Source organism: Flavobacterium aureirubrum (genome assembly GCF_038739835.1).
In the GTDB taxonomy this organism is placed as follows: Bacteria; Bacteroidota; Bacteroidia; order Flavobacteriales; family Flavobacteriaceae; genus Flavobacterium; species Flavobacterium aureirubrum.
On sequence record NZ_JBCGDO010000044.1, the window covers coordinates 1 to 7486 of the forward strand.

Here is a 7486-nt window from a genome sequence, read left to right on the forward strand (position 1 = left end):
TAATGAGTATGGCCATATTTTTAATGGATAAGAGTTACTATTAATACTTGTCAGAACAAAGATAGAAATTTACCGCGGTAATTTATTCAATTTACCGCCGTAACTTATCTAATTTACCGCGGTAAAATAAGCAATTCGTCCTGATGAATTTTTGCACTTGACCTGACAAGTTTAAAAAGCAGCCTGTACAACCTTATCTTCTCTCGATTAGATTTTGAAACCACAAACCGTCAAGTCGGTATCATATCAGGAAAAAGAATACAACTCGACGTCACCATGCAACGCAATCAATCCGTTAAAATCAGAGCAATCCGAGGCAAAAACCTTGCGCAAAAACCCCTAAAAACCCGATAGCGCGGATTTGCAATCCGTGCCCGCAAACCCAATAGCACAGATTTCCAATCCCTACCCGCAATCAGCTTCAAAACAAATATACCCAAATAATCACTAACCCAAAAAATAGTTTCTTACATCCAAAGTAACTATTCAACTAAAAAAAGCGCTATTTAACTCTTATTTGGGTTCGCTTTTAAAGTAAAAAGAATGGTTTTTGGTGTTTTGCGTTACCATGAAGCTGGGCTACTTAGAGCAGCTTGCATAGTGAATTTCAGAATAGGAGTACTGAATTTGAGAACACGAGTACTGAATTTAAGAACAGGAGTGACCTGCGCTTTGAAGTACTTACAATGACAATTTCACCATCCGCAAACGTGTTGTTGGCCTACTTTGCAAAGCAGTTGGCACAATAGTAATTTTATGTAGCCGTTTTGTTTTACGCTTAGAGGTGTGCCACGTCATTAAAACGAGAGTTTAAAACCGAGGCCATTTCCGTTTGCAACTACGAGTAATTCAGGGCGTGTTTTTTCGTTGTAGGTTACTCTTTCGTTTAAAGCGTTTACTGCTGTTTTTACTTTTTTGGTATAACCCAGTTTGACTGGAATGGATGCTAAAAACAGGCTTCCTCCAATTATGGCTAAGGTTGGTGTTACTCTATTTTCTACCAGTTGACCTGAACTTGTTAGGGTTAATGTATCACCATAGACAGCAGTGACCAAATTAATTGTTGCCAGACCAATACCGCCATAAAATAATACGTTACCCCATGTTTTTTTGTCTCTTCCGGCGTTAAACTGGTTCAAAGCTTCTTGATTGTTTTTAAGTAATTGACGCACTTTGTCTGCTTTTACTCTTTGATTGTTTGCATCCAACACATTGCCTCCTGTGCCATAATTATATTGCTGCGCATAACTTAATGAAGTAATAAGAAACGCTAGAACCACTATTTTATTCATCCTATATTTTGTTTTGATTTTAATTGTAACTACGTTTTGCAAACATATATAAAAAATGGATTGTTTGCGACTACTGTTTTTTTGACTTATTTATTCAATATAAGTTTACCAGTACTTCTCGCTTGGTCTGTTGTTACCACCCAGTAATACAAGCCATTTTGCAGACTGCTAATATCATACGATAGGGTAGAGGACTGAAAATGGTGGTCTTCAAAAACCTTCTTCCCTGTGGTGTCATAGAGTACAAAACGGGTAGTAGAAGAATTTGGGTTGTTTGCCTCATTTAGTGCAATAGTTACCACACCAGAAGATGGGTTTGGAAATAGCGCCACCGTATTTTTCTGTGGTTCGGGGTTCATGGTAGCCAATGTAGCGGAGTAACAAATTTCAAGTTTAGGATGCAACGCGGCATTAGGATGATCGCTAGATGCAAAAGTCAACATTCTGAAAGGTGTTTCGGTTTTTAGTTTTAAAAGAAATCCAAAACTACTATTGGGGTTGGCTATAATATCTTGTAATAAATTTTTAACATCCAATACATAATTTTGAATGGGACTAGTATTTTGAAGCAGGGTAACTTCGTTTTGAGTAGTGGTTGTGGGTTGAGTACTCCAGGATACGTCTTCTGTCCAAGGCGCGGTAATGCGTTGCAAAACCGACTCGTTACTGCCGCTACTGTTTACATGCTGACCGTTAGCGTTTCCGTTTTGAGAAGTCGGGTTGTTATAAAGGGTGAGCGTGGCAGATTGAATTGTAACACCTGCGGGCAAACTGCTTAAATCAAAATCAATAAGACCTCTAATCGCTAAAGGTTGACCAAATAGTCCACGCAGCAGCATTAATTTCTTGCGAAGTGCCTTGACCGACATTTAAAACATTGCTAGAAATGAATGCGTCTTTACCCAAATTACCATTGGGTTGCAATGTTAATGTGTTGGTTTGTGCGGTACTAGTAACAAGTGTTGCTAACAATAAAAAAGTGGAAGTGTAAAATTTTAGTATAAAGGTTGGTGTTAATTAGGGTACAAACATACACTAATTGTTTAAATAACAAGGCGATAAACCGCTAATTTACCGACTGCTTGTTACTACGCCAAAATACTTTTTGCTTAGGGCTTTGCTGAGCCAACAAAAACAAAAGAAAACCTACTCTAACCGCAAACTATTTTTTTATTTAAGCAACAATTTTTCTAACATTTCGTGGAGTTGCTCACTAGTCAAATTTTTAGCGATAATTGTTCCTTTCGGATCTATTAAAAAATTGGCTGGAACCGATTGAACACCATATTGTATGGCAATATCGTTTTCTTGTCCTTTTAAATCGGAAATTTGTGTCCAAGTTAATTGGTCTTTAGTCACGGCGTTTTCCCATGCCTTTTTATTTGAGTCTAAGGACACGGATAGAATTTCGAAATTTTTGGTTTTAAACTCCTCATAGGTTCGTCTTAAATTGGGATGTTCTTTTCTGCACGGCGCACACCAACTTGCCCAAAAGTCGAGTAGGAGGTAGTTCCCTTTATAGTTTTCTAAACTTATTTTTTGGCCTGTTAACGATTGCTGAACAAAGTTTTTGGCGGGCGTGTTTACTTGTGCCGATTTGGCACCTGCTATTTTAGCTAGCGTACTTTTTCCCTCAGGACTGTTTTTTGCCCAAAGCGGTAAAAGCGCAAAGTCATTTTCTACTTTGGAATAGTCCGCAAAGAAGGTGGTATAGCGGTTGAACGAGAACAAACTTAAAAGCGAAGTTTTATTTGCCTTAAAATAATCATAGGACTTTTTAAGGTCATTTTTCTTGAGGCTGTCAAAAACAACCCCTAATTTTTGCAACCCAATGGTATCATTCTTCTCTGATAATTCGCCATACAACGGAAAATAAGTAGGTCGTATTCTATCATTTTCAGTGAGATATAAAAAGTCACTATGTAGTTTTGATTTACCTATAGTAATGGAATTGTCTGTGATAACCACGTTTAAGTTATTGTTGGCAAGCATCACGTCAAGAGGCATTATCTTGTCATCATTGGTGCTGATAGTAGCGGCAACGGGTTGAGGCAAAACCTTTTTCAGGGTGAGTTGCTTTTTTTGAAAATCTAAACTGTCTTGGTATTTGATACCCGCAATTTCATAGGAAACATACAATTTTGTTACACTTTTGTTAGCAGGAAGTGTGGTGCTAAGGTTGTAAAAAAAAGTTTGCTGCGCAAAAACGGTTACACTGCTAAAAGCCAATAATAAAGCGATAGTAAATTTTGTCATTTTTATGATTTTTTATTTTTTCTGTAATGCATTAGCTGAGATGGTGAAAAAACTTGTACAGTCTCATTTTCAAATATACTAAAATACTTGTAAGAAAAACATCGTTCTTGATTGTATAGTTGACGTAAAGATGGGTTTCTCACCGCAGCTGGTATTGTTTGTTTTGGTATAAAGTAAGGAAACTTTCTAGAGCTGGTGGTGTGAGCAGCACATTGCGTCAGTTACTGGTGGAACGGTTTACTTCATTAACATACATTTTGTTAATATTCGTATGTCAAATTGATATTGTTATCTTCTGGCACAAAAATTAAAAAATTCTCTATAGTTGTAATTCCATTTTTAACTTTAATGATTGTGATTAAATTCTTTTCATTTCGGGCAACAATAACATTATTGAATGTTTCGACTTGATTAATTGAAGTATAATTCCCAAAACCACTTGATTGAGCGGCGTATTGCGACTCAATAAGGTCATTTTGACCTATTTTAAGTCCCGAAGGATATAGTGTCTGCACTTCAAATTTGTCATTACTACTTAATGGAAGAAAATTATTCAAGGTTACAGTAATGAACTCTTTTGTTGGAATATAGAAAGATTTGTCAATTATGGTATCACGAGTAGGCAAGGAGTATATGGCTTCCGCAATATAAATATCATTTTTCCTGATGTAATTTTCAGTACTAAGATGTGATTCATCAATTAATAGGGCAAAATAGCCTTGTCCATTTTCTCCAATTTCACTGTCTTCTATAAAAAATTGCATAGTATAAAAGCCGTTTTCATCCGTTTCAGTTTCTTTAATTATTCGGGTACTTGCACTGAATGGTGCATTTAAAATTCGATAATCTAACCTTAATTTAATATTTTTTAAAGGCGTATCATTTTCAGTTACGATCCTTCCTCTTACTATTGTGCAATTTGAAGTACAAACATTTTCGGTATCATCATCTGTTTTACTACAGTTCAGGAAAGTAGTTAGAATTAGTGCTAATAAAATATACTTTTTCATATTGATTTTAATTTTGGATGCTTTTTCTCTCGAATGGTTGCGTTAAAATGTTTGCTAACGCCAGACTGTGAAAATACATCCGCAATCTCTTTATCAAATATACTACAATAGTCATAAGAAAAACAGCGTTTTTACTATCAAAACTTATGGATAGTTTTTAATTAGAATTCGACAACAGTTACGCCTGTTAGCCCATCGGATGGCCTTCGTCGCGTCTTTGATTGCGTGCGGGAGTGCTGCGATAGCAATGGCACCTATAAAACTACCATCTGTAAACAAGTCTTACATCAGTAAAATTAGCCACTTGCCTGTGGGCTAATAAAGAAATTCCTGCACTAATATTGGAGGTGATTTTATGGGTAAAGGTCCATCGATGGTAGACTGTATCATATTTGTTTTCGGGGTTTAACAAATGAAATCCAATTTGCTGTCCAAAGTTGAGCTTGCCCCACAAAAATTGATGACCCAACAATAGTCCTTGTCTGACGCCAATGGAAGACTTGTTGTCTTCGATTTTAATTTGTTTCACTAACGAGTTATCAAAGAAAAATTCTGTACCTACATTGAAAGCGTGTGTTCTCGCTGTTTGCCAGTTGTGTTGCAATTGAAATCCTGCGATACCATATTTGGTAGGACTGTCATTATCCAGGTTTCTGATGGCGCCAAACATACTAAACTCCCAAAAGTTTTTATTAGGGTGTTTATAGGCATTGAATCTTTTTTTCAAATCTTTAGTGTCCACAGGATCAGTAGTGTGGTAGGTTAAACCAAAATTGGCAGTGGTCCAATTAATCCCTTTATTGGGCAATCTAATCCCTGAATTGCTCGTGTGTCGGTAACTGGCTCCTAAATTAAGGATGAGTCTCTTGGTAATGGCTATTTTGGTTTCCCAACCTATGGCTAAATAGGCGCTGATATAGGTACTGTAGGATTGATTATCGGGGTTGGTTAGTGGTCTATTGGGATTGGTTAAATACGCGGCACCTACATTAAAATTAAAAGCAGTGCTCAACCAGCTGTTAATGGTTATATTGGGCGAAATAAAATAATTGGCTGTTATTCCTCTACCCAAAATCGTGTTGTTAAAATCGCTAAAACCAAGGGCAAAACCTTGTGAAGGGAATCCGTTGAAAGAGGAATGATACAAGCTATCTAAGCGTTTGAAGGTATATTTTAATTCAATACCGTTGGTGGTGCTTCCTCCCACGTTTTCTACATCTTCATCATGGGCAAAAACACTTCCCGTGTTGTATTCAATAGAAAAACTTTTCTCTTTTTGAGAAAAAACACAACTTGTAACTGAAATAAAAAGTACCGTATAAAATAATTTATTCATTTGTAATCATTAACTCTTTTGCACCAAACTGTGCTGTTGGCTGGCGATATAAAATTTAACCAAGTCAATTTTTTGCCCCTGCAACCATACAAATCCTTTCGTTTGGTTTATAATTTAAAAATACTAAAATAAACAACTTTATCTAATTATCATTCCACGGGAAAGGATTTGTGAGGTAAAGAGGAGTACCTGTTGTTACCAGTGTTTTTTTTAGTTAGAAGTGTCGTTCCAACTTTTTAGAAACCAGTTTCCGTTAACTTTTTCAAAGTAAACATCAGTACAAATTCCATTGTCAACACCTCTAATTTCAACAGTTACTTTATTTCCGTTGGCTTTTATTTTTTGTGTATATCTGTCAAATTCTCTTGTCAAAGCATCTTTAGGATATTCAAAATCAAGTTTCGTGTATTCTTGTTTTTCAATTGTTTTTTCAATTGTCTCCATCATGTTATTCTCGTCAACTTCCATAACCTTTAACGGAAATTTTACACGGCTAACTTGGAAAACCGAATCTTTACTGAAATAACTCAGGAAAACGTTGAAATTGTCGTCAATATTTTTTGGTATTTTGAATTCAGAAACTTTATTTTCTGTTTGGTTTTCGTCTTCAACTTTTCCAATTTCTGGCTTACATTTTACAAAAATCAAAACCAAAATTAAAAGCAGAAATATCTTTGTTGTTTTCATGTTCTGAAAAATTAATGGTAACCTCAAACTGCAATAAAAACCTAACACCCGAACGATAGCTAACAGACGAAGTAATCTTTTTTCAAAAATACTAAAATACTTGTCAGAGAAAAAGGCTGTAAGTTTTTTTTATTTACAACACACGAAGGGTTTTGTGAAGAAATGGAAATATACAACCCGCTATCGTCAGTTCGAGTGATTTTCTATTTTGAAAACGCCAGTTTTTGAAATAGAAAATAATATCGAGAACCGTTGTTTTTAGGAAGCTTCTCGATACAATTTTACTCCATTACATTGCGTAAAACCACTCGAAGTGACGTAATCAGCATGTCTGTCATTTCCGCTATCGTCAGTTTGAGTGATTTTCTATTTTGAAAACGCTAGTTTTTGAAATAGAAAATAATATCGAGAACCGTTGTTTTTAGGAAGCTTCTCGATACAATTTTTAGAACCACAAACTAGCGTTTGTAGTTCTAAAAATCACTCGAAGTGACGTTAAGAGCATGATTTTCCTTTTACCACACCCATCAGTTCACTACACTCGCCAGTTCACGGCACCCGTCAGTTCGAGTGATTTTCTATTTTGAAAACGCTAGTTTTTGAAATAGAAAATAATATCGAGAACCGTTGTTTTTAGGAAGCTTCTCGATACAATTTTTAGAACCACAAACTAGCGTTTGCAGTTCTAAAAATCACTCGAAGTGAAGTAATCAGCATGTCTGTCATTTCCGCTATCGTCAGTTCGAGTGATTTTCTATTTTGAAAACGCTAGTTTTTAAAATAGAAAATAATATCGAGAACCCTTAGAAGGAGATTTATTTTAAAAATAGCTTCTCGATACAATTTTTAGAACCACAAACTAGCGTTTGTAGTTCTAAAAATCACTCGAAGTGACGTTAAGAGCA

The 7486-nt window shown here is 35.7% G+C and carries 6 protein-coding genes; all 6 read right to left on the reverse strand.

Translation table 11 applies throughout. From position 1 onward, the window contains the following. Positions 1-797: 797 nt before the first annotated feature. Positions 798-1292 (reverse strand): hypothetical protein, encoded by a 495-nt coding sequence (locus tag WFZ85_RS15550; RefSeq protein ID WP_342697181.1) that lies wholly within the window; start codon positions 1290-1292, stop codon positions 798-800. Between the two features lie 86 nt (positions 1293-1378). Continuing rightward, positions 1379-2161: a DNRLRE domain-containing protein gene (locus WFZ85_RS15555; protein WP_342697182.1), complete on the reverse strand. Its 783-nt coding sequence runs from the start codon at positions 2159-2161 to the stop codon at positions 1379-1381. A 301-nt stretch (positions 2162-2462) separates the two neighbouring features. Continuing rightward, a complete protein-coding gene (locus tag WFZ85_RS15560) occupies positions 2463-3548 on the reverse strand; it encodes a TlpA disulfide reductase family protein (RefSeq protein WP_342697183.1) in 1086 nt (361 codons plus the stop codon). A 260-nt stretch (positions 3549-3808) separates the two neighbouring features. Continuing rightward, positions 3809-4558 carry a hypothetical protein gene (locus tag WFZ85_RS15565; RefSeq protein WP_342697184.1) on the reverse strand — a complete coding sequence of 250 codons (750 nt, stop codon included), beginning with the start codon at positions 4556-4558 and terminating at the stop codon, positions 3809-3811. A 262-nt stretch (positions 4559-4820) separates the two neighbouring features. Continuing rightward, the gene (locus tag WFZ85_RS15570) at positions 4821-5894 is read right to left on the reverse strand and encodes an acyloxyacyl hydrolase (RefSeq protein WP_342697185.1); all 1074 of its coding nucleotides are present in this window, start codon (positions 5892-5894) and stop codon (positions 4821-4823) included. Between the two features lie 210 nt (positions 5895-6104). After that, positions 6105-6581 (reverse strand): DUF4348 domain-containing protein, encoded by a 477-nt coding sequence (locus WFZ85_RS15575; protein WP_342697186.1) that lies wholly within the window; start codon positions 6579-6581, stop codon positions 6105-6107. Positions 6582-7486: the final 905 nt, after the last annotated feature.